Source organism: Bacillus cereus group sp. MYBK227-1 (genome assembly GCF_051916325.1).
GTDB classification, from domain to species: domain Bacteria; phylum Bacillota; class Bacilli; order Bacillales; family Bacillaceae_G; genus Bacillus_A; species Bacillus_A cereus.
The window spans coordinates 362,263-386,490 of sequence record NZ_JBQAGK010000005.1 but is presented as its reverse complement, the minus strand read 5'-3'; the positions used below and the strand labels follow the sequence as shown (position 1 = coordinate 386,490).

Here is a 24,228-nt window from a genome sequence, read left to right as displayed (position 1 = left end):
CCTTCTTCTCGCCAAAAAGAAGGCGACACCGTTAAGCATCGCCATTTCTCCCCTGCTACCATTGCCCCCTCGCTCTTGATTTTTGTCGTTCCATTCTAGCCATCTCTTGACTGATTTCTTTCGCCAACTTCGGTAAGTCTTGGTCGTCACGTACATTCATTTCTGCGACATTGACGTTTACAGTCATCATAGTATTTCCGACCTGTCCTCCACCTTTATTCGGCGCTACTGCGCCCATTGTCGAAGGTCGATTCGCAGTACGAATGAAGTTAAATAGATTCGACTGTTGTGCTTGCGTAAGTACCATCTCGTTCTTCAGTAATCTCGCATCTACTTCGTCGAACTTCGCTCCCTTGCCGACTAGTCCACGAGGATTCCCGCCACTGTGATACTTTGGTCGAGTAGACCTATTCGAAGGAGATGCACCGACCGTTCCACCTGAATGGAAGTACTTTAGCGGATTAAGATCGCCCAGCCATTCCAGTGAGATTCGCTTCGTTGCTGTTTTCACGATTTTGCCCATTAATGTCTCATGCTTTGAATCTGCGCTCGACGTATCCGCATCTATCGGCTTTGTCTTTTTCTTCTCCGCACTACTATCGAGTTCTTTGATTACTGCGTCCGCCATCTTACCGTCACCGAGAATCTTCTTGACTTTCTCTGCTAGGGCTTTGCGGTCAGTATCCGCAATTGCCGAGTCAGCTTGCGACTTGTCTGCCTTGACTTTCTTCGTTTTCTCTGCCGTTGCTTGCTTGTCGAGAAGGTCGATAAGTAGCTTCGCTGCTGTCGTGTTACCGAAGATTTTCTTGATTTTTTCGGCTACCGCTTTCTTATCGATATCGGCGATTCCCTTCTCAGCGTCCTTTTTATCGACGCCCATTTTCTTATCCTTTTTATTCTCGATATCTTTCTCGGTTTTCTTGATACCGTCTTGTGCTTGCTTATCGTCCACTCCCATCTTTTTGTCTTTCTGCTTTTCGATTTCACCTTCGACTTCTTTGTTCTTCGACTTAGCTTCGTCAGTTTCGAGATTCACCTTCTTATCGACAGGCTCTTTCGTCTTCTCGTTCAACTTCCCAGCCTTTTCGAGTTGCTTATCGTACTCTTCGGTATTCTTCGCATGCTTCTCTCGCAACTCTCCGATAGAGTTCTTTGTCTCTTCTAACACACCCTTATTCTTTACCGCATTCTCGTACTCTTCCTGTTGTTTCTCGGTAATCTTCTGCTGATTGGCTTGCTTCTTCTCGTAAGATGCAATCGTTTTATTATGACCTTCGAGAGCCTTATCGATTGCTTCGACTTCCTTTCCGACTTCATACGAGATTTTCGTTGCTTGCATCGCTTCAGCTACACGAGTACGTACGATGTTTTCCGCTTCTTTTCGTTTGTCTACAATCGATTGAATCTCGGTACGGTGCTGGGAGATTGCGAGTTCATTCGCATCTATCTTTTCCTTCTTCTTGCCCAAGATCGCTTCTTCATGAGACAACTCCTTCTTGAGCATGTGTGCTTTACCTTTTTGTCCTTTATCAACCGCTTCGTTGTACTTTGCTTCTAGTTCATTTACTTTCTTCTGTTGCGTTTCTACGTCTTTAACGAGATTCTTACGATTGGCGATTTTCTCGTTTCCTTCCTTGACATTTTGCGCGTAGTCCTTCAGGTCTTTCGCTTGGTTCTTGTACGACTGGTTTAACTGCTGGTCTAATTCGAGTTTCTGCTTCTCTTTAAGGGCGGAAACCAACTCACGAGCTGCGTCCGCACTTAATGCGATAGCTTCGCCGTTTTTGCTGTATGCTTGCGCCGTGGCAGGTGCTTTCGCAATCATTTCGTCATTGACGCCTAAGAACTTTTTCAATTCTTCATGCGATACACCTGACGCTTTAGCGAGTCTATCCATTTCATCAACTAGTGCTTTTTTCTTTTCAGGATTTTCAACTCTCTCAACCTCTTTCATTACGTCCCTGTAACGAAGTAACTCGTCATTACTTAGGTTGATTTCCCCACGCATTTCATCGAATTGAGTCGCTAAGTCGTCGACTGTACGTGCTTGTTCGCCGATTTCCCTATACGTATCCATACTGACCGCTTTATACTGTTCCGCTTCGCTCTTGCCATGCACCATCGCAGCCGTCAGTACTCCAAGACCTGCTGAGATACCTGCAATCCACATCGTAGCTGGGTTCGTTACGATAGCGACAGATAATGCTCTCATTGCGGTAATTATTTTGTAGATTCCGACACCGATAAGCGCCGTTCCTGCCGTAACTGCTCCGAGTGTTAATCCGAATGATACGAATTGCGGGTCTAGCTTTCCGAGAACGCCGACCATCGATGTCATACCGCTTGCTAGGTTCGTGAACGCAGGAAGCATTGCTTCACCTATTGCAATTGCTACGCCTTCCGTTGCGGATTGTAGTTGCGTAAATGCCCCCTGAAGTGTTTCTTGCTGAATTCTCGCTACTCGTTCGGCTGTTCCACCTGACAGTTCTAGTTCGTTCTTGTACTTTTGTAATGAACCTTGTCCTTGGTCTAGTAACGCAAGGAAACCTGCTGATGCTTCCGTACCTACTAACCTTGCAGCGGTCACGGTACGTTGTGCGTCCGTCATTCCTTCCATCTTTCCGCTGATGTGTCCGATTAGTTCAGGAAGTGGTTTAAACTGCCCATTCGCATCTACTACGGAAATCCCTAATTTCTTGAATGCTTTCTCGGTTTGTCCTGTCGGATTCGCTAACGATAGTAGGGCTGCCCTCAATGACGTACCTGCTTGCGAACCTTGAATACCTGCATCGGACATCTTCGCAATTGCTGTCGCCGAGTCTTCGATTCCCCAACCTAATGACTTCGCAACTGGCGCAACATATTTCATTGCCATACCTAACATGTCAAGATCGGTATTCGCCGTTGTCATTGTCTTCGCTAAAACGTCGACTGCCTTGTCGGTATCTTTCGCATTCAATCCGAATCCTGTCATGATATTCGATGCGATATCTGCGCTCTTTCCGAGTTCGATTCCGCCGACCGCTGCAAGGTTAAGAACGGATGGAAGTGCGTCCATACTGTCCTGCGCTTTGAATCCTGCCATCGATAGAAACGATAGACCTTCCGCTGCTTGACTTGCGCTGAATTGTGTGGTAGCACCTAAATGCTTCGCTGTATTCGTTAATTGAGCGAACTCATTATCCGTTGCTCCTGATATCGCCTTAACCTTCGCCATAGATTGCTCGAAGTTCATCGCAGATTTAATCGAAGCACCAATAGCGCCCACCATCGCAACTCCTGCGATAGCCGACGCCTTTCCTAGTGCTGACATTCCTTTCGATGTACTTTGAGAACCTCTGTCGAGTCCTTGCATATCCGCACGAGATTGTGCAACCCCTGCACGGAATTGAGCGTTATCTAGGACAAGCCTTGCCCTGACTTCACCTGCTGATGCTGACATATTCCTCATTCCCTTCATTGTTTAAATGCAACAAAAAGACGCTACCCTCTGCGGATAACGTCCTAATCGCTGTTCTTTATTTGTTTAAATCGTACTTACCTTACTTACCCCTTTTCTTTAATTGAGACTGTAACGTATTTTTAACCGTTACATATGTAACCTTATCGTTAATATGCCCACTACTTGATGCAACACGGCTTGCGCTTGTCATGTCTCCTTGTGTTAATTCCACACCATTTCGTAACTTATTAAGAATATCTGCTCTCATTTCATTTAGATTCATTGAGTTCATATTATTCATCTCCTTTTAGTAATCTAGTTGGTACACGTCTGTGTACTCGTGCTAGTTCTAACTCTTTGTCAGAAGGATATATAATATCGCGCCTATCTGTTATCCTGCCTAGGGAATAATAGCCCTTCTCCCCTCTAATTCTACGCGTTAAGTCACTAGCCCACTTGTGGTCTTCTTCATATTTATCTGCGAATTTCTCATACTCTATTAGGGATTCATAAAACTCTTTCAATGCGTTTCTTTGCCGTTCAATAATCGGCGCTAATTGTGTCGCACGAACTTCAGCTCTATATTGCCACCAACTATCCGCTAACTCATCGATAGTCATGTTATCCCTTAGATTTACTGACGAATATTCCTCTGCTTTTTTTAATTCGTCTTCGGCGATCTTTAGTATCTTATTCGCCTTTTCAATGGACACCAACGCTTTCTTTTTATCAGCAACTACATCATCACCTGCAAACTCTTTCAATAAGATAGCTTCGTAATTCTCGGTCGCTTTTTTCACGGATTCTTTGGCTTCTGCTACAGCCTTTTTGTATTTCGCGTCAAACTCATTCTCCTTAGTGTTCTTCGATAGCCATCTAGTTTTCCCATCCCAACGCATTAGTTCCATTTTACTCAACATCTCCTTTGATTAATTTAGTCAGTTTATTAAGTGTTTCCGCTACTTTGTTTAATACTTTAATGAAGAATTTCTCTGCTTTAGATACTTTCTTCTTTGGTATTTCTTCAGGGGGTACTAATTCGTAAATACTACATAACGCATTAGTAACTTTCGGATGTTCCATTGTGCGGAATGTTTCGCTCACTTCCGACTTATGTTTGAAGAATTGTGAGACATCCGTTTCATTGATACACATTTTGAATATTTCTTCGGTGCAGGTTAATAAATCAAACGCTGGATTATGCGCCTTGCAGTTCTTATGTACGTACTCTCGGAATTGTGTTGGTAAATGACGCACTTCATCGACTGGCACTACGAATTCAGCTACTTGTTTACCAAAATCATAGACATACGAAACTAGAAACTCTTTACCGTGTAATTTATGAATATTCGTTACTAGAATCGGTCGATTTACGTTCGTTGACTTCGTCATTTTGATCGCTCCCCTCCTGTTTCAGCTTTTTAATTTCTGATGATACCGCCTGTCTTGCACCTTTTGTCGCTATATCCCTAATAAGAATGTCTAGCTTATATAAGTTATTACTACCGATTAATTGTTCCATTTTACGCATTCGGTAACCGTTAGGGACCTGCTTCGCAGTTTCCCACCGAGTTACTGCAAGTGGTTGTACTCCGAATTGCTTTGCGAACTCCTTTTGAGTCATACCAAGGATTTTTCTGATGAGACGTATCCTATTCGCATTTGCTCGTTTAGCTGTTTCGCTCACTTTCTATCAACTCCTTATATTTAATCGATTGATATTACTACCATATACTTGATATGGTTCCAAATTAAAATGGAGGCGGAGACAGGATTGACATACCTGTCCCCCTATGAATCAGCTCAGTGCAGGTGAACACAGAGCAAAGTTAAGTTAGTAATATAAAAACCATGTATTTTATATGTTTTAAGTTTAGATAAAGTATTTTTACCCCTTCATACTGTATCGGTGGCTAACAGCCATTTATTTGCATACCTAACGCAAAGTTCTTTAATTTATTTTAAATAATAGGAGAGCCGTTAAGCCCTCCGCATTATTAGTTTTGAACTTTAGATTCTAAGATATCGAATTGCATCATAATATCACTTGGTACGTCTTCACTAGGGATTCGACATGCTACACGTGGGTTAATTGAGTAAGCAGTTCTGCTACATTCGATTCGTGCGATAGCCCCCGCATTAATCATTGTTTTTAAGCGATTCGTGATTGATTTCCTACTTAATCCCGTAACTTCTGCGATACGGCTCATAGTTAATGGCTCAATCTTCGTTAAGTCACGCTCACTTGGATTTTCAACGAGTAGGCAGGATTCCATATGAATGTACGGTAATAGTTTAAATATGATTCCTTTTTCTGCGTCCGCTAATCTGTCCATGATTCGTTTCGTGTGCGTTTTATATACCATTACATAATCATCCTCCATGTCGCCTTTTCCGCAAGCGATGTATTTTTCGTTTAGATAATATTTCGCAGTCTTATTAGTTCTATCGACAATTACGATGTCTTTCTCTTCTAGTCTAGCGATAATTTGGTCGATACCCCTGCGACTTTTCCCCGTAACGTTCATAATATCTTTAATCGTCATCGGGTCGAGTTCACGCCTTCCACGACAGCTACTATTCATTAATAATCCGCCACGCTCATAATAGATATGTTGCATTAAATCGAGTAGTACGCCTAAATCTGCGCCCTTCAGGTCATCGTTTTGCTCTGAGATCGCTCTCGCTACCTTCGCGAATGCACGTCCATCTCGTGTTTTCTTTTTTCGTAACGCCTTTTTATAACCGTCCTTTTGGCGGTTCTGTGCTTTAATCACACCGTTGATTAACGCTACTTTTAACGACTCTATATCGATAATTTCGCCGTCCGTTGTTATTAGTTGATTTCCTAAGTTATTTAAGTCCATATTGTCCATTCTCCTTTGTGGTGGTTTATAAAAGATGTTTAATCCCTTACACTTATTAACCCGTCCAAAGGAGTGTTTTTTGTATATCGTGTGGAAATTACACAAAATATGCTACTTTTTATTCATAAGCAATCAGATATACACTATAGGCTGGTGTAAACAGATGCCCAAAATGTGCAACAAAATACTCAAATCATGCCCAAAATGTGCAATGTACAAAAGTGACTTCACTCTTACTCCCACAAGGGATTTCGCTGTTTATAGGTCTGAATCCCTTCTTATTATTGTATATCTTGGGTATGTTTATTTTTACGCATCAACTACATAACAACGACTGATAACTAATTATGACTACGCACAAATAGAAAGATTGCGCTCCATCACTACTCGCTAGCGCTCCCAGTATTATTTGTAGAATGCGATAATCTCTTTAATAAATAACGCAGTAATATAGTTGATAGTGAGAGCAGTGCGAACACTCGAAGCGAAGCGCCGATACTCTTTATATAGAAGAAAGAGGGACGGTGGGGAAGCCGTCACCAGTGATAGTAATCTAACGCAATGCGTCAGTTACAATATAATAAGGACGCTACGTCCGTTAATAAGATTGTTTGTCCCTTCGTATATATAAACACCAATACATTGCGTAATATTGTTAATAGATATGCGGAAGGATTTCGTAAGTGATTGCGTCAAGAACAACGCCCTCAGTTCAAAAATTGCGGGTACTTTTTGTAGGGGCTTGCTTCAGGGGGTGTTGACGGTGGGCTTGGGGGGTTGTGAGATTTCGGGGAATGGGATGTCGGCTTGGTGAATGCGATATTCAATCGAATGAATAACGAATGCAACAGAAGGACTTTGTGTTACTTTCGGAAGTTGTTTTGAAACGTTGATTTAATAACTTTCTTCGCACTTTCGACGAACATTCATTTCGATAAAAGTTTTATGCATTAAAAGAAACGTTGATTTGAAAGCATTCTTCTTTCGCATTCGATTCGAAGAAGATGAATAAAAGATTGCATAAAGTTTTCGTCGCATTCTTTTTCAACCCCTTGAGTTTCGAAGTCCTTCTCCACGAAAGTTCTCAGCAGAATAATTCAATCGAAGTTCTTCGCGCAAACACAACGTAACTCTTCACGCCATTGCCTTATCACATCATTGCGTTGTGGTATCGTATCATACCGCCGTGGTATCGTGTGGTGTGCCGATGGTATTGGCGTGGTGTATTACGGAATAGGTCATCATTTAGCAACGTCTAGGACTTCGCGAACGAGTCGTTAATTACTTAGAATACTTACGACATACGCAGATAGAAGCGCCTATATGAGCCTATATGGTGCGCATTGTGGCGGTATGGTATGACGGGTTAAATGCGTCGGGGTATTGCAATTATGTATCGATGGTTTGGTAATATGATGCGGGCTATTGGTCGAATGATGTGCAGACTTGTGAAAATATAAAACATATAGCGGGGTATTTCTATTCTTATAAGTCCGTGGGTAATTGGTGCAATGTCATCATATTTATGTCATAACTCTCGAGATTTGACACAGATTTTAAAGTGTAGTAATATAGCATCATCTTATTATGTCGTAACTCTATGTCAAAAGTGATGGCGCAGAAAGGACGGATTAATTATGAAATATGGATACGCTCGTGTCTCAACGGTAACTCAAGATTTAGAATCACAACTACAAACGTTAAAAGTAGAAGGATGCGATGTCATTTATTCGGAAAAGTTCACGGGAACGACTACAGATCGCCCCGAACTATCGAAGGTACTCACAGTATTAAGCGAAGGAGATACACTGACAGTAACGAAGCTAGATCGCCTTGCACGTAATACAAAGGAAGGTATCGAGATAATTGAAGCGCTATTCAAAAGAGGTATAAGGGTTCACGTTCTCAACGTAGGACTACTAGAAGATACGACAATGGGGCGATTCTTCTTACAAACGTTATTAGCAGTCGCAGAAATGGAGCGCAACCTAATCTTAGAAAGAACACAAGAAGGTAAAATAGTAGCTAGACAGAATCCGAATTACAAGGAAGGTCGCCCGAAGTCGCATTCAGATAAAAAACTAGTCGAAGCTATGCGTATGAAAGAGAAAATGGGCTACTCATTCCGCCAGCTATCGGAAGCAACGGGTATTAGCATGAGTACGCTACAACGATTCGCTAGAAAGCAACGGGACCAGCAAGAAGCATCGACAGAATAGGTCGGTGTCTTTTTATTATGTGCTGACTTCTTCACCCCTTGAAATTTCGAATAGACCTCCACAATCAGCTTCTGCTGATGTATAGCTATAACTACAAATCTACACAAAGTACTACACATATGTATTGATGTAAAACGCTCACTATACGCAATCTATCATAAATCACTAGCGATAACTACCGAAATGTAGCGAAGTGTACCAATCCCTATGAGGTCGTATATACGTAAACGGTTGTAACTATCTTCACTAGACGTAACCAACGTAAACCTTACTCTCGCAAGGGATTCGCCGTTTCATCGGAAATATTACACGAGTTTACATTAATATTAACATTCGATTTATACAGTATGAAATATAAATAAACAGAGGTACGAAACAAATGCGGGAAAGGTGGAAAATAGTAAATAGACTAATCAACCTAGCACCCTTTTATCATTTATTTAGTATTCTTTTAAGAGAAATAGATTTTCGCTACTTGCGTTTTTAATCAACTTAAGGAAAAAGCATACGAATCAATTGCCTCATATCAACTATATTGTATAATAAGGTTATAAGGAAATGGAGGTGAAAGCATGAATTTGTGGATAGTCTTAGGTGCTGTAATAGTAGCCTTGAGCCAGTTATCATTACTAAGTGAAAACAGTGTAGATACATATACTACAAGGTTAAAGAGAAAAGAGTCGCTCCCACCAAGAAGACGACTCAAAGTAACCACAGGGAGAGAGAAGCCTCTCCTATACCTAAGATTATAACACATTCATACTAATTATGAAAAAATTCATCTGGACAAATGTCCCTGTTGCTATATTTTTAATTTTTGTTTTAACAACCCTTGATTATAACAATCTAGATACGGGGAGTTATATCTACATTATTTTTACTGGAATAGCTGTATTTTTAATGTTGGTTAATATAATTATCCTGTATATAAAGGAGAAGAAGAATGTTTAAATTTGAAACAAAAGAACAACTAACAAAATTTATACAAGATGAAATTTTAAATTCATCGGAAGCATTAGATATTCTCGGGTGTTCTAGACAGTATTTAAACAAATTGGTAAAAGAGGGGAAAATAACACCGATTAAAGAGACAACTCGCGATAAATTATTTTATAAACAAGATATTTTGACAAGAAAAGAAAAAATGAGAAAGTAAAAAGCAGCTTTTGCATATCGCCTAATTATTGGTAATTTATAGAAAGAATGGCGAGATACATTACTAAACAATAAAACAAAAAAAACGAAGTGGGCGCAAATTAATGCGTACCGCTTCGCTTAGAAGTGTTAGGAAATTATTATACAATTTCGCATACCTCAAAGCATAGTAGTTCATGATTACTTTAGGCTTGTTCCTATTAGTTTCAAAATAAAGATTTAGTTTTTTGTATAGAAAATAACTTTTGGAATCTATAACCAAGTTGGGTTATAATACGAATATACGAAAAAAGCCCGTCGTATTGGTAGTACGACAAGCTTCGTAAGGTGGTGAATACATATGGATGCAATCACCGTTACTGCGGTTTGCTCTTTACTCATGGTTGTTATGGGAATGATTAACATGAGCAAAGGAAAGAAGTAATATTTTTATCTAAAGTCTTTCAGTGTTGGTAGCACTTGAGAGACTTTTTTCTTTATATAGTATTCCTTAAATGCCAGTAAATATTCTGCATATTATAAAACGCTCTGGCTTTTGTATACATTTAAGCGTCTGCTTTTTACGTTTGCGTTTGCAATACTTTTGCTTTAGCCTCTGCTTTTACAATGCACTGCCAATGCATCCATATTCCTATTATAACGTTGCTCTAAGCAACATTTCAATACAAAACGCTCAATTAACAACAACTTAACAACAACTGGCGTTGCACATGCGCAATACTCTCGCTACACATATACCGACGCAAATGCCTTTGCCTTTGCCTTTGCCTTTGCTATTATGCGTTCTTTTGCGTCGGCTACGTTATTTTATTTCTGAATCTCCATTCCCTTTATTTCGTCTTGGTATTTTTCGCTTTTTTCATAATCAGAATTTCCAGTACCATACTTCTTTATGAAGTCTTTGAAATTCAATATTTCTCTTAGTGTTTTTCTATCCATTGGAGCAACAACTTCTTGCTCATCGAATCCTCTAGTTCTCAAAGAAGAAATATCAATTGCCTTATCAGAAGAAATCACTATAACAAATCCTCTGCGTCCATTTTCACCAAAATAATTTGAACCGATAACATCTACACTTTTTGTAAATGATACCCAATGATTATCAAAACGAATACGCTCAACATTATTCTCATCTAGCCAGTTATTATAATTATACGCATACTCCTCGTTTTGATTTTCTCCCCGATCATTATAATCATCATAATCTGGCTCATCATTCCCACCATTATGAACCCTGAATAGCAAAGTATTTGATTTAACAATTTCTAAATTACCTTTATTATTTTGTAAATCTATAAACTTTTCACTCCACATTTCATCAGAGGAAACCAAATTTTTTCTTCCCCTAATGCTCATATGATGATTAGTCCATTTTGAAATTACGTCCATTATACATCCCCCTTTTATTCCGCCAGTCACAAAAAATCAGTTCCCACCGCCCGTTGTAATGTGCTATTGTTGTGCATTCTCTTGCGCTTCCTTCTCTTCTATTTCTTTTAATTCATCTTGCCAAGTAGCACCAATACCACCGCTAGGCGTATTCCAACGTTTTTCTTGACGTAAGATTCTCGCCTTATCCTCTTCAGTCATTTCATCTTGGTATTTTTTCGCTTCCTTACGTTGCTGTTCTTCATATTCTCTTTCCTGTTGCTCTAGATGTCTTCGGTGTGCCTCTTCATCAATAATCTTATCGCAGTCATGCTCTGGTTCCTTCGTTTCATCGTGCCCATGTCCGCAGTAATCGTTCGGAATTTTAGTACTAGATTTCGTAGCAGGTTTAGAATTACGGTCACCATTACCAGTTGAACTATTTTCATTAACTTGAGTATTTCTAAGACCATCTTGCTCTTTCTTCGTTACACTACCATCAGGATTAAACGTTATAGTCATCGTGCCTTCTCCACCACGCCCTAAATATCCGTAGATAGAGAACGACTTATATTTCTCGATGAATCTAGGCATTCCCGCTATCTCCTTGACTTTATTCGCAGACATTCCGACCTTGATGCCGTCATACTGTTCTAGTGATACGGTTGGCGCGTCGTTATTTGCATCTTTATAATATGGACGTCTGTCGTTAATCTCCGCATCTTCCTTCGTGGATTCCTCCACTTGTTGCGGTTTCTCATCCTTCGTAGGTTCATATTCAATCCTCTCGACCTTAGACGGATTGGATGTTTCCTCTTCTCCTTGCGCAGTTTCAACAGATTCTTGTTTCTTATATGGCTCATAATCCGCTTTTTCTTTCGTAGAGCAAGCACTAAAGATTGACATTGTCGCCACACCTAATAAAACTACTTTCTTCAATGGCTTCATAGTAATTCCCCCGTGTATTTTAATGCATATCAATCAACCTATGTTAATTTGTTATATATTAATAGTAGATTTCAAAAAGGACACTCAAATTCCCATACGTAACATACTTCGATATTACCCTTTATGTATTCACCACAATCTTTATTAAATCAATTCATCAGGCGTCTCCTTCTCCTTTCCTCCTGCGTATAAAATCGCCAACCATCTCAGTAACACATGCCAAACCTACCGATAATCCAAATACAACACCGAATGCTGCTACATATAGGTTTCCGAATGCCTTCGCTGCGCACATAAATAAAAATGCGAATATAATTAAATATCTCTCTTTACGCTTGTTCCTCATAGCATAATTCCTCCATCTTTTCCAAATCTTTATATGTCCTCTTCTTCTTCTTCTTCTTCTTCTTCTTTCTTCTTCCGCATAAAGCCCCCTATTCTCGCAGTAATAACCGATGCGACTACAGCCATCGCAAACAATACTGCTACCCCACCTATAATGACGTTTCCAATTATCTTTGTAACAACCAGCAATACAAATGCAACTATTAACAGATTCACCCTTGTATTTTTCTCTTTCTTTCTATCCTTCACGCCCTATCTTCCTTTCTAATATTTCTTTTTCGGATTCTTTGCTTAAATCCTCTCACCGTACTTCTAGCGGAATCAAATGATCGCCCCGTCTTTTTCGATAATACTCTAGAGATTTCGGCTTCTGTAACCCTATTGTAATTCTCTGCCGTATGTATCATAGTATCTAGTACAATAAAATCTATTTTCTTCTTGCATATGTTTTCATATAGCTTTGCGTAAGTATCTCGGGTAGTCATTATATTGCAGATCGCTTTCTCTTCCGCATTTTCTGCACAAACCTCTAGCGTTTCAAGTACGTTTATATCACTTATAAGTGTTAGTACCGTTCTTCTTTTTCCTCTTTCTCCACAATATTTACGTAAAGCCTGATAAATAAAACACTTAACCCTCTTATCGAAATCGCCCTTATTTATATCAAAAGTTCTAATCGCATATCTTATCCTACGAAAACAATCATCGATAAAGTGTACCTCGTTATTTGTCTTATACCAATTATTTTTAGCTAAGCGTTCAATCAACGGTATGTAATGAGCTTCGATTTTTTCTACATACTTATTATCACATATTCCAGTGTAATAATCTTCCACTTCTTCTTTAGCCAGTATCGCTATTCTATTTAATGTTGCGCTTATGTCTTCGCCTTTATTTGCGTATTGTCTTATATTAAGTCTGCTTTCCATATGTAAGTCTTCCACCTCTTATAGCACCTGTACCCTCCGATATTCAACTCACTTCCGCTAGTGGCGTTCAATATCGAATTTACGCTATTGACAATCGGTGGACGGCGACTAGCCGAGGTGAGCGAAGCTAGGTTGAGTTGGGCGCAGTTTTCACCCCTATTCGCATCGATAAAAAATAACAAAGCGTTTAAACTTTGTCATAATTTCGTAGTATCTATGCAAATAAGGGGTAAGGCGTTTTACTAGCGTCGGATCGCTTGTAGTGTATCGTAGTAACGCCCCTTCCGTCCCTGCACTTTCGCACACACTATCTCATATCCATACGTCCCAATATGCGCCCAATCTTACGATTAAGCCCGATAATACACCCTGTTCCTTAGAACAACGTATTGCCACTCCTTGCCGTTAATGGTCGCAATCACCTAGCCTATACGCATGCGGAAGGGGATACATGTTGGTTGTATAGCGCTGATTTATTTGCGTCGGCTCTCGCTCACCTTTTACGTTTTTTAAGCGGTACGGCTTCCGCTTTTTGACTTACCGCATCAGTACCTAAAAAAGACATTACTAAAGACGCCTTGCAATCTTCGAATTTTTTCGATAGAATGCAAAGTAGATGGTCGGACTGATACGGCTTGTCCGTTATTTAGTTTCGATATGTATAGTTTTGAGTCTCCAATGGCGGTTGGAGGCTTTTTTCGTTGTTATACTCCGTAGTCGTTCTTGGCGGCTACTTTCTCGTATTGTTCTTTTACTGCTTCGTCGTTTAAACGAACATATCGCATAGTTGTTGTAATGTCCGCATGCCCCATAATTCGCATTAGTGCGTTAACACTTCCACCATTTCGCAAAAAGTTCGTAGCAAAAGTATGACGCAAACTATGCGGTGATGGACGGCATTCTTTTGAAAGCCCCGCTAACTGCCCATAGCGATACATACGCTTACGCAACAAATCATTATCTATCGAATTTCCATCTTGCGTAAGAAAAACATTTGTAGTGCCTTCGAAATACTCCCGACTTTCATCGATAAGCATTCGTAGCTCTTCCGCAATTTTCTTTGTCATAGGAACGGCTCTAGTTTTTCGATTCTTATTCTTAGCCCCTGATAACATAATCGTAAGGTTATCAAAATCTAAATCATTAGCTTCTAACTGATTAACCTCATTCACACGTAGACCACAATGTAACATAAGCAACATAGCACAGTAATCTCTATAACCTGCGTAGGTAGTCTTATCTACAACACGAAAGAGACGCTTGATTTGATTATTATTTAGCGTAAAGATCGGTGCCTCATCAGTACGCAATTTCACGAAGTCCACTGCAGGATTACTTTTGATATATCCCTGTTCATGTAGTCGCTTAAAAACCGATTTCAATGCTGATATGCGAATATTTATAGTAGCGGGAGCTAATTCCCGACTAAGTAATTTATTAATATACATTTGCACGTGCTTCGCGGTAATAATCTCAACCTTTTCGATGTTTAACTCTCGCATAAAATAATGAAAAAGCTTTGTGTAATCATCGATGGTACGCTTTCTGAACCCTTCCGCTTGAAAAGCCTGCGTAACAATTCTTATCACCGTTTCTGTGCTTAATTCTTCGGTAGTATCGATAAAATCAACTATTTCTCTTCGTCTTTTTACAACTCGTCTGTTTTTTAACATAATAAAAAAGAGCCCCCTATCTGAATTTTTTCAGACGGAAGCTCTCCGTAAATATATTTTCATTATTCTCATTTAACAGTCCGTAGCATGTCCTAACTATGCGACACTAACTCGCTAATGCCTTCGTAGGACAATTGCGGTTTGTTCTCGCTCAAGTTAAGCGTTAAAAACAATACCAAACGGCTTTATATAGCGCCTAACCCTCGATTAGCTTCCTTATCCATACCAGACGTGGTACCGGAAACCACCGCTCTATCCGACTGAGCTATGGGCGCATGATTATAGAAAACACTTCATTTTCTTCTCATAATAATAGCAATAAAATCCATCTAAATCAATAAAAATATCCCCATAATACCTTATGCACCTTAGCTAAAAGCATATAAAATCTATTCCACCCCTAAATTTTCCAATCATAAATTCAGCCCAACTCACAAATTATAATCTTTGAATTGATATTCCAAAGGGGGCTTCATTCAATGACTGTAATTACAAAATTAAAGCAAACTGTCTCTGGATTAAAAAGTGCACAAGCTAGCTTAGAGGGATTCGCTCTTGATACGGATAACCAACAAGCGAAGCAACTTTTCCAAACAGCTGCGCAGCAAACACAAACGATTATCGATTCTTTAAACCCGCGCGTTGAAGAAGTCCAACAAGAAGAACCACAATACTCACAGCAATAACGAATCGGTCTTGCTGTGAAATAGAAAAAGGATGATATGCAGTCATCCTTTTTCTATCACATTACATATTGCAATAGAAATGGAATGATAATTATGCGAAAACTCGGCCTCATAACCGCATTATTTGCACTTCTATTTAGCTCTTTTACCGGATGTGATAATAGTCCTTTAGATAAAAAAGTGAAAGAAGAAGCAAAACGAACGGAGAAAGAAAAAGGTCCAAAGTTAACAAAGACGAGTACGGAATCCTTTAATCAATCTATATCACAAGGAGCGAAAAAAAGAGCTCTCGCTATGGATGAAATTATAAAAAGCACAGCAGTAAATTCAAATTTAGATCTCTACATAGCAGTTACACCTGAGCATCACGAAAGGTTTGGATTAAAGCCGCTGCGTAAAAAGCTTCAAAAGCAACTAAGTGATGAGCACCCTACTTTCGATGTTCGTGTCAGTACAGATAAAAAAATCTTTATGTTACTCGAAAAACTCGAAAGAAAAATTAAGGAAAAAGAAGTATCTAAAGATGAAATTAATAAACAATTAAAATTCATTGGTAAAAAAATGGAGTCTAACACTTAACGCTTTTTAAAAGAAAAGGAAGGATTGCAATGGCTAGTAAAGATAAAAACTTAACCCCTGTACAACAGGAGTATAAAAAATTCGAACAAGAACGCGAACCGAAACGACCTGTCTTAAAAAATTGTATAAAAGCCTTTTTCGTCGGTGGTTTTATTTGCTTCATCGGACAACTCATTTCTACTTTTTATATCACATATTTTGATTTCACTGAACGCTCAGCAGGCAATCCAACAGTCGCAACTCTCATTTTCATCTCCATGTTACTAACTGGATTTGGTATATACGATCGTTTTGGACAGTTTGCCGGAGCAGGTACAGCTGTACCTGTTACTGGATTTGGTAACTCTGTTATTGCCGCATGTATTGAGCATCGAACGGAAGGATTTGTCCTTGGCGTTGGCGGCAATATGTTTAAACTAGCTGGTTCTGTTATTTTATTTGGTGTATTTTCCGCTTTCGTCATCGCACTTATTAAAACTATTCTCGTTCAATGGGGAGGGCTATAAATGTTACAAGGACACCGAACGTGGGTATTTGAAAACAAACCAGTCATTATCTCAACAGGGGTTGTCGGTGGACCATTTGAAGCAAAGGGGAACATCCCAGGAGACTTCGATATCCTTCATGAAGATTTATGGCTTGGACAAGATTCCTATGAAAAAGCACATAAAATTTTATTCGAAGAAGCTTGTAGCCGCGCTACTGAAAAAGCAGAACTTCGTAAAGACGATATTCAATTCGTACTCGCAGGAGATTTAATTAATCAAATCACTCCAACAAGCTTTGCTTGCCGCACACTTGGCACTCCTTATCTCGGACTATTCGGGGCTTGCTCTACTTCTATGGAAGGTTTAGCACTTGGGGCAAGTATCGTAAATGCAAAAGGTGCAAAATATTTATTAACTGGAGCTTCAAGCCATAATACTGCTGTAGAAAAACAATTCCGCTACCCTACCGAATACGGCGGACAAAAGCCGCCTACTGCACAGTGGACAGTAACCGGAGCAGGAGCAGCTATTTTAAGCGATACTGGACACGGTCCAAGAGTAACCTCTGCAACAATCGGACGAGTGATTGATATGGGATTAACGGATCCGTTTAATATGGGAGGCGCAATGGCTCCAGCTGCAGTTGATACAATTGAAGCCCATTTACGTGAACGCCAAATTGATGCCTCTTACTACGATTTAATCGTAACAGGCGATCTCGGACATGTAGGACGCGAAATTGCTTATGACTTACTACATAAACACGGAACGAAAGTAACGAGCGAACAATTTCAAGATTGCGGAATTATCATTTACAGAGAAGGACAACCTGTCATAGCTGGTGCTAGCGGGCCTGGATGTTCCGCAACAGTCGTGTATGGTCATTTATTAAACCGAATGAAAAGAGGAGAGTTCAAAAAAATACTTGTCGTTGCGACAGGCGCTTTACTATCTCCACTTACATTCCAACAAGAAGAAACAATTCCATGTATCGCTCATGCCGTTTCGATTGAATTTGGAGGTGCAACGCAATGATTTTTTTCTGGGCTTTCGTCATTGGCGGACTCATATGTGTAATCGGCCAACTTATGTTTGATGTCGGCAAACTAACACCCGCTCATACAATGGCAACACTCGTTGTTGCTGGAGCTATATTAGATGGATTTAATTTGTATGAGCCATTAATTGATTTCGCTGGAGCCGGGGCAACTGTACCTATTACAAGCTTTGGTAATGCCCTCGTTCATGGCGCAATGGAAGAAGCTGCAAAACATGGCATCGTTGGCGTTATTACCGGCATGTTTAAAGTAACGAGCGCTGGTGTATCAGCAGCTATTATTTTCGGCTTCATTGGAGCATTATTATTCAAACCGAAAGGATAAGAGGTATTTATATGACTGTTATCGCTAGCGTAAAAACTTGCCTTGCTAGTGTAAGGGGCGCCCAAGCAAGTTTAAGCTCCCTTTCATTAAATTCACAAGACGAAGAATCAAAACGCGTATTTCATGAATGTATGTTAGAAATGGACAGCGTCATCGCTGATTTAAAGGATAGAATTTCAGTATTAGAACGTGAAGAACCTCAATATAAAGGGTTTTAAGTAGACTGGAGGAAACGACTATGTCTCACCTGCCGGAATGGACACTTGTCATTCTTCGCTCTGTATTCATATTAATTATTTTATTCGCTATTACGAAATGGTTAGGGAAAAGACAAATCTCTCAGCTTTCCTTTTTTGAATACATAGCCGGAATGACGATTGGTGACATCGCTGCCCAAGTATCTACAGGGCTCGATTCAAAATTTTTTCACGGCGTCTTTGCGATACTCATTTTCGCTGTGGTACCTTTTTTAACAGGAATCCTCTCTTTAAAGAACAAAACAGCTCGGGACTTCTTTGAAGGGAAATCTACCGTATTAATAAAAGACGGAAAGATACTCGAAGATAACTTGAAGAAAGAAAAATATACGAGTGACGAATTACTGGAACTTCTCCGTGGAAAAAGTGCGTTCAGCGTAGCTGAAGTCGAATTTGCTGTCTTAGAACCGAGCGGAGAATTAAATGTATTATTAAAGAAAGATTCTCAGCCACTTACAGCAAAAGACATCGGTTTAAAAGTACCAAACGAGAAAGAACCACAAACTGTTATTATGGATGGAAATGTACTAGATGAACCTCTTTCAGCAAGCGGACATAACCGCGCTTGGCTACATTCAGAATTAGAAAAACTCGGTGTTGTTATTGAAAATGTCTTCCTCGGTCAAGTGGATTCATACGGACAACTTACTATCGACATTTACAATGACAAACTCCAAATGCCTTCTCCTCAAAATAAACCTTTATTATTAGCATCTTTAAAAAAATGTCATGCTGATCTTGAACTATTTTCCCTAGAAACAAAGTCGAAATCAGCAAGCGAAATGTATAGTAAAAACGCCAAACAAATCGAAAAGATTTTAAATAAAGTAACCTATCTTTTAAAAGACTAATTATCGAAAGAACGCTTCAGTTAAAAGGCGTTCTTTTCTTTTTTCTCCAGTTTTCATAACGTTTAAATTTATGTAATTCGGTTATGATGTTGAAGATACATAAGCAGGGAATTTCGAAAACATAGCGAATATTTCATGGTACAACTACATATTTTTTTGATTTAAAGTGGTTTCGTTTGACCTTTATTGACCATAATTGTATTATAAGACTAAGAAAGCTTTATAAGGAGGAAATAACAGATGAATTTAATTCCTACAGTAATTGAACAAACAAATCGTGGAGAACGCGCTTACGATATTTACTCTCGACTATTAAAAGACCGCATCATTATGCTTGGTAGTGCAATTGATGACAACGTAGCTAACTCAATCGTTTCCCAGCTTTTATTCTTGGAATCTCAAGATCCAGAAAAAGATATTCACATCTACATCAACAGCCCTGGTGGTTCTATCACAGCGGGTATGGCAATCTATGATACAATGCAGTTTATTAAGCCACAAGTATCAACAATCTGTATCGGTATGGCTGCATCTATGGGTGCATTCTTACTTGCAGCAGGTGAAAAAGGAAAACGTTATGCACTTCCAAACAGTGAAGTAATGATTCACCAACCACTTGGTGGAGCACAAGGTCAAGCGACTGAAATCGAAATCGCTGCAAAACGTATCCTATTCTTACGTGAAAAACTAAACCAAATTCTTGCTGACCGCACTGGTCAACCACTTGAAGTACTACAACGCGACACAGACCGCGACAACTTCATGACAGCAGAAAAAGCTTTAGAATACGGTTTAATCGATAAGATCTTTACAAATCGTTAATAACTAAAAGCGGAAGCGGCTCGTTCAGAATCGCAGGGCGATGGAGCACCTGATTCCGAGGCGCTTTTTGCCTCGAATGAAGGGGCGAAGCGACCGGAGATTCTAGCCGCTGGAGCTGGATACATAAAAAAGCGCCCTATTACAGGGTGCTTTTTTATTATCATGCACCTCCTTCTGGATACCCACCCTGGTATTCACCTAAATATATCAACGATTTTTCAATTATATCGAACAAAACTTAAATTATATCAACGATTTTTTTAATATATCAACGGTTCGACACAACATATCGATTTACCGACAATCTCCGACAAGGACAAACCAGCTAAATACCCCTCCCCGCTAATCCGCACAAACAACAAAACAAAAAGCTATCGCATATACGCGATAGCTTCTTATTGTACATATGCAGCTAATGCTTCTAAAGCCTCTTCTGCATCTGAACCTTCTGTTGTAATTGTTATCATGCTTCCAGTTCCAATTGCTAAGCTCATAATCCCCATTATGCTCTTTGCATTTACTGTCTTTCCATCTTTCTCGATGAAGATATCTGCATGAAAGCGATTTGCCTCTTGTACAAACAACGCAGCCGGACGTGCTTGTAAACCGTTTTTTAATGAAACCTGAACTCGTTTTTGAACCACAGCTCCATTTCCCCTTTAACCTCTTATTTTTTTACTAGCGTTTCCCCCGCGCGTAATTTCTCTGCGATTTCATCGATTTTACGCAAACGATGATTAATACCCGACTTACTAATCTTCCCCCCGGATACCATCTCACCTAACTCTTTCAATGTTACATCTTGATAATCTCTTCGTAATTGTGCAATCTCTTGTAATTTATCCGGCAAAATATCAAGACCAACTGTCTCATCAATATAACGAATATTTTCAATCTGTCTTAGTGCTGCACCAATTGTTTTATTTAAATTAGCTGTTTCGCAGTTCACTAAACGATTTACAGAATTACGCATATCACGTACGATTCGAATATCTTCAAATCTTAAAAGTGCATTATGAGCACCTATAATATTTAAAAACTCTGTAATTTTTTCTGCTTCTTTCAAATACGTAATGTACCCTTTTCTTCTTTCCAACGTCTTACTATTTAAATCAAATCCGTTCATCAGTTCACATATAGCATCATTATGTTCCTTATATAACGAAAAGATTTCTAAATGATAAGATGATGTTTCTGGGTTATTTACTGAACCACCTGCTAAAAATGCGCCACGTAAGTACGATCGTTTACAACATTTCTTCTCAATCAATTCTTGTGATATATTTCGAATAAATGAAAAGTCATCTCGAACGATATGAAGATCAGCTAATATTTCGCGAGACTTCTCAACAAGCCGCACAATATATACATTATTTTTCTTCAAGCGCATTTTTTTACGGACAAGCAATTCTACCGTCACGTCATATCCTTTTTTCAAAAGCGTATAAATCCTTCTTGCAATTGCCGCATTTTCCGTTTGAATATCGATAGATAGACGACGGTTTGAAAAAGAAAGCGACCCGTTCATTCGAAGTAACGCTGATAATTCTGCTTTCTCACAGCATTCCTTCATCTCAAGATTCGTCAACTCTTTCTTTGTTTCTGATGCAAATGACACAGTCAACACCTCCTTATACGATTATTATGGAACAAAATTCTTGTCCTATATGAATGAGGAGCGCTACCTCAAACGAGGCAACGCATATTTATAACAATGAATATAAAATGGACGCTAACTTTAACGTATCATGCCTTACAACATGATCATCATACTTCGCTAATCTCTCTTGAATAACATCAATATTATTTTCAACAAAACGTTCTTCATCCACTACAACTGGTGTAGACATTTCTTCCTCATATGACTTGCGTAATTCACAAGGAATCTCACGGTTATTTACAATTGCAGTATTGATAAATGGTTGCCCTAAATGATCGTGTAACGCCTGCACATGATCAAAAGCAGTATATCCCATCGTTTCACCCGCTTGTGTCATAACGTTACATACATATACCTTCTTCGCCTTTGCAGCAAGAACAGCGTCTCCAATTTTGTTAACAACTAAATTGGGCAATATACTCGTATACAAACTTCCAGGACCGAAAACAAGTAAATCAGCTCGTTTAATCTCAGCCAACGTTTCATGCAATGGCTCTACATCTTCTGGAGTTAAAAAGACACGATTAATCTTCTTTCCGTAATAAGGAATCTTTGATTCACCTGTTACAATTTCCCCATCTTCAAGTTCCGCATGAAGTACCGCACTTTGATTCGCTGCTGGTAATACACGTCCTCTGACATTTAATACTTTACTTGTTTCTGTAATTGCATGGAAAAAGTCTCCTGTAATCGAGGTCATACCTGCCAACAATAGATTTCCTAACGCATGACCTTTCAGTCCGTCTCCTGTTGTGAAACGGTGCTGAAATAAAGCTTCCACCAGTGGCTCTACATCCGATAACGCAACAAGTACGTTACGGATGTCACCTGGAGGTGGAATTTCTAGCTCATCACGTAATCTACCCGAACTGCCACCATCATCAGCAATTGTAACAACTGCTGTAATATCAACAGGATATTGCTTTAATCCCCTTAATAAAACAGAGAGTCCAGTTCCGCCTCCCATGATGACAATTTTAGGCTTTCTCTCTTTTTTCATCCCTTAATGGCCCTTTCTCTTCTCCACATCACGATGAGATACATGAACACTATACTCTGGTTTCAAATGTTTCCCAAGGTATTCTGTAAGCGTAACAGAACGATGCTGTCCACCTGTACATCCAATTGCAATTACAAGTTGACTTTTGCCTTCTCTTTTATAATGAGGCAGCATGAAAGTAATCAGATCCGTCAACTTCTCTAAAAACTTATGTGTCTCATTAAATTTCAGTACATACGAAGAAACTTCTTCATCTAGTCCTGTTAATGGCTTCATATGTGGAATGTAATATGGATTTGGTAAAAAACGAACATCAAATACTAAATCTGCATCAATTGGAATACCGTACTTAAATCCAAATGACATAACATTTACACGAAATGCTTGCTCAGTTTCTGTTGAGAACAAGTGAACAATTTTTTCACGTAATTCTTTCGGTTTTAAATCCGATGTATCAAGCACAATATTCGCTCGTGCCTTCATATCTGTTAATAAATTACGCTCTGCTTCGATTCCCTTTAACGGCAAACCAGTTGGTGCAAGTGGATGCGAACGTCTCGTTTCTTTATAACGAGTTACAAGCGTACTATCTTTCGCATCTAAAAATAAAATATGAGGAATAATCCATGTACGTTCTGATAAATCATCAAGTGCTCCCCATAAATGTTCGAAAAACTCGCGGCCACGTAAATCAATACCAAGTGCCACTTTATTCATTTTCCCTTTTGAATCCGCCATAAGCTCAATAAACTTTGGCAATAACATCGGTGGTAAATTATCCACACAAAAATATCCTAAATCTTCAAAACTTTGTAAAGCTACTGTTTTTCCGGCTCCAGACATCCCTGTAATAATTACCATTTTTATATCATTATTCTCTGTCATTGTATCCTCTCCTTGACGGTTTAACTCGGATCTAATCGATATGAAAGCAACTCAAAATCTGGGGTATATACAAATGTACCGTAGATTATGCCATTTCCTTTAATTAAATAATCAATAATGTGATAATCTCCTGGCGCCATTGCTAAATCATCAATTTTATCAAATGTATGCCAACCAATGATGCCTTCTTCGCTCTCTAGTTTGTTTTCTCCTGCAAAATCTGTCGCTAAAAAGGAGAACATCATCCATTCAGAAACAACTTTATCACCTTCTTGGATGACAAAGGTGAAGACCCCCTTTAACGCTGGGTTTTTCAAATAAATACCTGTTTCCTCACGATACTCGCGAACAACGGAATCTCTTACAGTCTCACCACGCTCCATTTTCCCGCCTGGTGCAACCCACCAATTTCGGCGAGGTTTTTGGAGTAAGAGTACTTCATTATCTCTAATTAACACACAGTTTGTCACTCTTTGCATGTTTCTTCACCTCAGCTACTTGCAGTAAAATTTCTCACTGCATACTTCTTTCATTATACTATCAAAAACAGTTTGCTACAACGAAGGAGCCAGTCCTCTTTCGCTAAGCATATGCTACTCAGCAATTTTAAAAAAGCTTTCTATAACAAGCAATGTAAATGCTTATACTTTGAATGAATAGCATGAAAAATCC

28 protein-coding genes are annotated in these 24,228 nt (G+C 39.3%); 10 read left to right on the top strand and 18 right to left on the bottom strand.

The window, feature by feature from the left end:
- Positions 1-55: 55 nt before the first annotated feature.
- The 7 genes from ACTFRM_RS23230 to ACTFRM_RS23200 all read right to left on the bottom strand — a co-directional run bounded on the left by ACTFRM_RS23230 (position 56) and on the right by ACTFRM_RS23200 (position 7,347).
- Positions 56-3,442, bottom strand: coding sequence for a phage tail tape measure protein (locus ACTFRM_RS23230; RefSeq protein ID WP_440043616.1), 3,387 nt, complete (start codon positions 3,440-3,442; stop codon positions 56-58).
- 100 nt (positions 3,443-3,542) lie between these two features.
- The gene (locus ACTFRM_RS23225; RefSeq protein WP_001087498.1) at positions 3,543-3,734 is read right to left on the bottom strand and encodes a hypothetical protein; all 192 of its coding nucleotides are present in this window, start codon (positions 3,732-3,734) and stop codon (positions 3,543-3,545) included.
- Position 3,735: 1 nt separating this feature from the next.
- Positions 3,736-4,350, bottom strand: a complete 615-nt coding sequence (locus ACTFRM_RS23220; RefSeq protein WP_440043615.1) for a hypothetical protein — start codon at positions 4,348-4,350, stop codon at positions 3,736-3,738.
- 1 nt (position 4,351) lies between these two features.
- Complete coding sequence (locus ACTFRM_RS23215) at positions 4,352-4,834, bottom strand: hypothetical protein (RefSeq protein ID WP_061139637.1); 483 nt, start codon at positions 4,832-4,834, stop codon at positions 4,352-4,354.
- Positions 4,782-5,129: a helix-turn-helix domain-containing protein gene (locus tag ACTFRM_RS23210; RefSeq protein WP_000004753.1), complete on the bottom strand. Its 348-nt coding sequence runs from the start codon at positions 5,127-5,129 to the stop codon at positions 4,782-4,784. Before ACTFRM_RS23210 ends, ACTFRM_RS23215 begins: the two co-directional genes overlap by 53 nt.
- Before the next feature lie 310 nt (positions 5,130-5,439).
- A complete protein-coding gene (locus ACTFRM_RS23205; RefSeq protein ID WP_232487795.1) occupies positions 5,440-6,309 on the bottom strand; it encodes a hypothetical protein in 870 nt (289 codons plus the stop codon).
- A gap of 894 nt (positions 6,310-7,203) precedes the next feature.
- Positions 7,204-7,347 carry a hypothetical protein gene (locus ACTFRM_RS23200; protein WP_157462696.1) on the bottom strand — a complete coding sequence of 48 codons (144 nt, stop codon included), beginning with the start codon at positions 7,345-7,347 and terminating at the stop codon, positions 7,204-7,206.
- A gap of 599 nt (positions 7,348-7,946) precedes the next feature.
- Between ACTFRM_RS23200 and ACTFRM_RS23195 the strand changes: the two genes are divergently transcribed.
- Both ACTFRM_RS23195 and ACTFRM_RS23190 read left to right on the top strand, forming a co-directional pair.
- Positions 7,947-8,528 (top strand): recombinase family protein, encoded by a 582-nt coding sequence (locus ACTFRM_RS23195; RefSeq protein ID WP_000873669.1) that lies wholly within the window; start codon positions 7,947-7,949, stop codon positions 8,526-8,528.
- A gap of 943 nt (positions 8,529-9,471) precedes the next feature.
- Positions 9,472-9,684, top strand: coding sequence for a helix-turn-helix transcriptional regulator (locus tag ACTFRM_RS23190; RefSeq protein ID WP_000472089.1), 213 nt, complete (start codon positions 9,472-9,474; stop codon positions 9,682-9,684).
- A gap of 806 nt (positions 9,685-10,490) precedes the next feature.
- On the opposite strand, the gene ACTFRM_RS23185 is transcribed toward ACTFRM_RS23190, so the two are convergent.
- The 6 genes from ACTFRM_RS23185 to ACTFRM_RS23160 all read right to left on the bottom strand — a co-directional run bounded on the left by ACTFRM_RS23185 (position 10,491) and on the right by ACTFRM_RS23160 (position 14,946).
- Positions 10,491-11,072 (bottom strand): hypothetical protein, encoded by a 582-nt coding sequence (locus ACTFRM_RS23185; RefSeq protein ID WP_440043613.1) that lies wholly within the window; start codon positions 11,070-11,072, stop codon positions 10,491-10,493.
- A 63-nt stretch (positions 11,073-11,135) separates the two neighbouring features.
- Positions 11,136-11,999 (bottom strand): hypothetical protein, encoded by an 864-nt coding sequence (locus ACTFRM_RS23180; protein WP_440043612.1) that lies wholly within the window; start codon positions 11,997-11,999, stop codon positions 11,136-11,138.
- Positions 12,000-12,156: 157 nt separating this feature from the next.
- Positions 12,157-12,345 carry a hypothetical protein gene (locus tag ACTFRM_RS23175; protein WP_001244915.1) on the bottom strand — a complete coding sequence of 63 codons (189 nt, stop codon included), beginning with the start codon at positions 12,343-12,345 and terminating at the stop codon, positions 12,157-12,159.
- A 29-nt stretch (positions 12,346-12,374) separates the two neighbouring features.
- Positions 12,375-12,593: a hypothetical protein gene (locus tag ACTFRM_RS23170; RefSeq protein ID WP_440043611.1), complete on the bottom strand. Its 219-nt coding sequence runs from the start codon at positions 12,591-12,593 to the stop codon at positions 12,375-12,377.
- Positions 12,590-13,273, bottom strand: a complete 684-nt coding sequence (locus tag ACTFRM_RS23165; protein WP_000445878.1) for a hypothetical protein — start codon at positions 13,271-13,273, stop codon at positions 12,590-12,592. The genes ACTFRM_RS23170 and ACTFRM_RS23165 overlap by 4 nt, the downstream gene beginning before the upstream one ends.
- A gap of 704 nt (positions 13,274-13,977) precedes the next feature.
- On the bottom strand, positions 13,978-14,946 hold the full coding sequence (locus ACTFRM_RS23160; RefSeq protein WP_000916954.1) for a tyrosine-type recombinase/integrase: 969 nt from the start codon (positions 14,944-14,946) through the stop codon (positions 13,978-13,980).
- A 479-nt stretch (positions 14,947-15,425) separates the two neighbouring features.
- On the opposite strand from ACTFRM_RS23160, the gene ACTFRM_RS23155 reads away from it, so the two are divergent.
- The 8 genes from ACTFRM_RS23155 (at position 15,426) to clpP (ending at position 20,011) form a co-directional block, all read left to right on the top strand.
- Entirely contained in the window at positions 15,426-15,632 is a 207-nt protein-coding gene (locus tag ACTFRM_RS23155; protein WP_000216166.1) for a DUF1657 domain-containing protein, read from the top strand.
- Positions 15,633-15,725: 93 nt separating this feature from the next.
- A complete protein-coding gene (locus ACTFRM_RS23150; RefSeq protein WP_001228545.1) occupies positions 15,726-16,211 on the top strand; it encodes a YhcN/YlaJ family sporulation lipoprotein in 486 nt (161 codons plus the stop codon).
- A 29-nt stretch (positions 16,212-16,240) separates the two neighbouring features.
- Complete coding sequence (spoVAC, locus tag ACTFRM_RS23145) at positions 16,241-16,717, top strand: stage V sporulation protein AC (protein WP_000146953.1); 477 nt, start codon at positions 16,241-16,243, stop codon at positions 16,715-16,717.
- Positions 16,718-17,734, top strand: coding sequence for a stage V sporulation protein AD (gene spoVAD / locus ACTFRM_RS23140; RefSeq protein ID WP_173600699.1), 1,017 nt, complete (start codon positions 16,718-16,720; stop codon positions 17,732-17,734).
- Complete coding sequence (gene spoVAE / locus ACTFRM_RS23135) at positions 17,731-18,081, top strand: stage V sporulation protein AE (RefSeq protein WP_000575919.1); 351 nt, start codon at positions 17,731-17,733, stop codon at positions 18,079-18,081. The genes spoVAD and spoVAE overlap by 4 nt, the downstream gene beginning before the upstream one ends.
- 11 nt (positions 18,082-18,092) lie before the next feature.
- The gene (locus ACTFRM_RS23130) at positions 18,093-18,299 is read left to right on the top strand and encodes a DUF1657 domain-containing protein (RefSeq protein ID WP_000215909.1); all 207 of its coding nucleotides are present in this window, start codon (positions 18,093-18,095) and stop codon (positions 18,297-18,299) included.
- A 20-nt stretch (positions 18,300-18,319) separates the two neighbouring features.
- A complete protein-coding gene (locus ACTFRM_RS23125; protein WP_000018924.1) occupies positions 18,320-19,189 on the top strand; it encodes a DUF421 domain-containing protein in 870 nt (289 codons plus the stop codon).
- 240 nt (positions 19,190-19,429) lie between these two features.
- On the top strand, positions 19,430-20,011 hold the full coding sequence (gene clpP, locus ACTFRM_RS23120; RefSeq protein ID WP_001049162.1) for an ATP-dependent Clp endopeptidase proteolytic subunit ClpP: 582 nt from the start codon (positions 19,430-19,432) through the stop codon (positions 20,009-20,011).
- A gap of 395 nt (positions 20,012-20,406) precedes the next feature.
- Here the strand turns inward: clpP and ACTFRM_RS23115 are convergent, their stop codons facing one another.
- The 5 genes from ACTFRM_RS23115 to ACTFRM_RS23095 all read right to left on the bottom strand — a co-directional run bounded on the left by ACTFRM_RS23115 (position 20,407) and on the right by ACTFRM_RS23095 (position 24,035).
- Entirely contained in the window at positions 20,407-20,655 is a 249-nt protein-coding gene (locus ACTFRM_RS23115) for an HPr family phosphocarrier protein (protein WP_000250307.1), read from the bottom strand.
- A 23-nt stretch (positions 20,656-20,678) separates the two neighbouring features.
- Positions 20,679-21,629 (bottom strand): DNA-binding protein WhiA, encoded by a 951-nt coding sequence (whiA, locus tag ACTFRM_RS23110; protein WP_000006558.1) that lies wholly within the window; start codon positions 21,627-21,629, stop codon positions 20,679-20,681.
- Positions 21,630-21,717: 88 nt separating this feature from the next.
- Positions 21,718-22,671, bottom strand: a complete 954-nt coding sequence (locus ACTFRM_RS23105; RefSeq protein WP_173600700.1) for a gluconeogenesis factor YvcK family protein — start codon at positions 22,669-22,671, stop codon at positions 21,718-21,720.
- A gap of 3 nt (positions 22,672-22,674) precedes the next feature.
- Positions 22,675-23,556: an RNase adapter RapZ gene (gene rapZ, locus ACTFRM_RS23100; protein ID WP_000138459.1), complete on the bottom strand. Its 882-nt coding sequence runs from the start codon at positions 23,554-23,556 to the stop codon at positions 22,675-22,677.
- Between the two features lie 20 nt (positions 23,557-23,576).
- Positions 23,577-24,035, bottom strand: a complete 459-nt coding sequence (locus tag ACTFRM_RS23095; RefSeq protein WP_001190080.1) for an NUDIX hydrolase — start codon at positions 24,033-24,035, stop codon at positions 23,577-23,579.
- Positions 24,036-24,228 lie beyond the last annotated feature (193 nt).

Excerpts from the sequence above, each read along its gene's own strand:
- ACTFRM_RS23230 (WP_440043616.1), bottom strand. The coding sequence starts at position 3,442 with ATGTCAGCATCAGCAGGTGAAGTCAGGGCAAGGCTTGTCCTAGATAAC.
- ACTFRM_RS23225 (WP_001087498.1), bottom strand. The coding sequence starts at position 3,734 with ATGAACTCAATGAATCTAAATGAAATGAGAGCAGATATTCTTAATAAG.
- ACTFRM_RS23220 (WP_440043615.1), bottom strand. The coding sequence starts at position 4,350 with ATGGAACTAATGCGTTGGGATGGGAAAACTAGATGGCTATCGAAGAAC.
- ACTFRM_RS23215 (WP_061139637.1), bottom strand. The coding sequence starts at position 4,834 with ATGACGAAGTCAACGAACGTAAATCGACCGATTCTAGTAACGAATATT.
- ACTFRM_RS23205 (WP_232487795.1), bottom strand. The coding sequence starts at position 6,309 with ATGGACTTAAATAACTTAGGAAATCAACTAATAACAACGGACGGCGAA.
- ACTFRM_RS23200 (WP_157462696.1), bottom strand. The coding sequence starts at position 7,347 with ATGCGACGAAAACTTTATGCAATCTTTTATTCATCTTCTTCGAATCGA.
- ACTFRM_RS23195 (WP_000873669.1), top strand. The coding sequence starts at position 7,947 with ATGAAATATGGATACGCTCGTGTCTCAACGGTAACTCAAGATTTAGAA.
- ACTFRM_RS23190 (WP_000472089.1), top strand. The coding sequence starts at position 9,472 with ATGTTTAAATTTGAAACAAAAGAACAACTAACAAAATTTATACAAGAT.
- ACTFRM_RS23185 (WP_440043613.1), bottom strand. The coding sequence starts at position 11,072 with ATGGACGTAATTTCAAAATGGACTAATCATCATATGAGCATTAGGGGA.
- ACTFRM_RS23180 (WP_440043612.1), bottom strand. The coding sequence starts at position 11,999 with ATGAAGCCATTGAAGAAAGTAGTTTTATTAGGTGTGGCGACAATGTCA.
- ACTFRM_RS23175 (WP_001244915.1), bottom strand. The coding sequence starts at position 12,345 with ATGAGGAACAAGCGTAAAGAGAGATATTTAATTATATTCGCATTTTTA.
- ACTFRM_RS23165 (WP_000445878.1), bottom strand. The coding sequence starts at position 13,273 with ATGGAAAGCAGACTTAATATAAGACAATACGCAAATAAAGGCGAAGAC.
- ACTFRM_RS23160 (WP_000916954.1), bottom strand. The coding sequence starts at position 14,946 with ATGTTAAAAAACAGACGAGTTGTAAAAAGACGAAGAGAAATAGTTGAT.
- ACTFRM_RS23155 (WP_000216166.1), top strand. The coding sequence starts at position 15,426 with ATGACTGTAATTACAAAATTAAAGCAAACTGTCTCTGGATTAAAAAGT.
- ACTFRM_RS23150 (WP_001228545.1), top strand. The coding sequence starts at position 15,726 with ATGCGAAAACTCGGCCTCATAACCGCATTATTTGCACTTCTATTTAGC.
- spoVAC (WP_000146953.1), top strand. The coding sequence starts at position 16,241 with ATGGCTAGTAAAGATAAAAACTTAACCCCTGTACAACAGGAGTATAAA.
- spoVAD (WP_173600699.1), top strand. The coding sequence starts at position 16,718 with ATGTTACAAGGACACCGAACGTGGGTATTTGAAAACAAACCAGTCATT.
- spoVAE (WP_000575919.1), top strand. The coding sequence starts at position 17,731 with ATGATTTTTTTCTGGGCTTTCGTCATTGGCGGACTCATATGTGTAATC.
- ACTFRM_RS23130 (WP_000215909.1), top strand. The coding sequence starts at position 18,093 with ATGACTGTTATCGCTAGCGTAAAAACTTGCCTTGCTAGTGTAAGGGGC.
- ACTFRM_RS23125 (WP_000018924.1), top strand. The coding sequence starts at position 18,320 with ATGTCTCACCTGCCGGAATGGACACTTGTCATTCTTCGCTCTGTATTC.
- clpP (WP_001049162.1), top strand. The coding sequence starts at position 19,430 with ATGAATTTAATTCCTACAGTAATTGAACAAACAAATCGTGGAGAACGC.
- ACTFRM_RS23105 (WP_173600700.1), bottom strand. The coding sequence starts at position 22,671 with ATGAAAAAAGAGAGAAAGCCTAAAATTGTCATCATGGGAGGCGGAACT.
- rapZ (WP_000138459.1), bottom strand. The coding sequence starts at position 23,556 with ATGACAGAGAATAATGATATAAAAATGGTAATTATTACAGGGATGTCT.
- ACTFRM_RS23095 (WP_001190080.1), bottom strand. The coding sequence starts at position 24,035 with ATGCAAAGAGTGACAAACTGTGTGTTAATTAGAGATAATGAAGTACTC.